The sequence below is a fragment of the Streptomyces sp. NPDC051907 genome (assembly GCF_040681075.1).
In the GTDB taxonomy this organism is placed as follows: domain Bacteria; phylum Actinomycetota; class Actinomycetes; order Streptomycetales; family Streptomycetaceae; genus Streptomyces.
Genome location: NZ_JBFAYB010000253.1, coordinates 1 through 1064, shown reverse-complemented (window position 1 = coordinate 1064; position 1064 = coordinate 1). Strand labels below are relative to the sequence as shown.

The 1064-nt window shown below is 33.2% G+C and carries 2 protein-coding genes; both read left to right on the top strand.

Features of this window, described 5'->3' with window-relative positions; translation table 11 throughout:
- The first annotated feature begins 275 nt into the window (after window positions 1–275).
- Window positions 276–470, top strand: coding sequence for a hypothetical protein (locus tag AB0M39_RS42200; protein ID WP_014570835.1), 195 nt, complete (start codon window positions 276–278; stop codon window positions 468–470).
- A 264-nt stretch (window positions 471–734) separates the two neighbouring features.
- The coding region (locus AB0M39_RS42195; protein ID WP_365374553.1) for a hypothetical protein at window positions 735–1064 on the top strand (330 nt) is incomplete at its 3' end.

Below are 1064 nucleotides of genomic sequence, written 5' to 3'. Positions count from 1 at the left end.
CTTTGATGATATAACACAGTTCTGTAAAATAACTGGTTGCCACTATGACGCCACTAAACGACTAATAACGTCAATGTGCTGTGATATGAGTACAAAGAGTTTTAGAGACTGTGCCATTGATTACATCAGCCGTTTCGACATCATCACGCACGACACGTTAAATATATACAACTTCTTAGACTTCTACGGCTATCATCACAACGCTTATGACGAGGCTCGTGCGTTGCTGTGTGAGTTGTGTTGGTTTGAGTTGGTGGGGTAAAAAAGGAGGAAGCATGAAACTATCGGACTACTTAAAGAGTATTGATAACTTAGATGAAAAAATGCAAAAGGCTGTAATTATAGCTGAGTATGAGAAAATGTTTGGAGAACACTACAGACTACCACAAGAACAGTTTGCTGACCTTATGGAATTACCTTTGCCAAAATTAAGAAGAGTTATTCATGAAATGAAAAAAGCAATAGATTAGAACTTTAATAGTGCTAAAGTCTATATAACTGTGAACCTTAACATTTATTAACATAGCCCTAAAGGTTCAAAAAATAACCAAGGGGAAAATGCCTGCGTTAAAAGGCTTGTAACAATTCACTATAAGCACATACCTTTAGTATTATTTAGTGCTTTTCGGATAAGCTAATGCTTAAAAATGCTAAGGTTCAAATCTATAAAACAAATCCTAAATTTTAGGAATGCAAAATAAAAAGCGCTTGAGCGCGTGAAGGGTACACAAATAATGAATACGAACAATCGAATCCTAGAGGAATATTACTTTGATAAAAAAAGTAGAGAGAAAATATTGTTGCAGCTTTCAAAAGATATTAAACAGATAAATAATAAAAAAGATTATAAAATATTGATGAGAGAAGTCAGAAATAGGTACAATGATTTAGAAATCCAGCACCTAAAGCAGAATTATGAAATAAACAACAGTTTTTATAGCAATGACACTATTATAAGCTTTTCATCAATGTTTATAGCTTTATCAGCATTTTTGATTTCAACCTTGTCGTCACTCCAAAATACAAAAACAACTCGATTAATCACTCTTTTGGGAACATTAGAG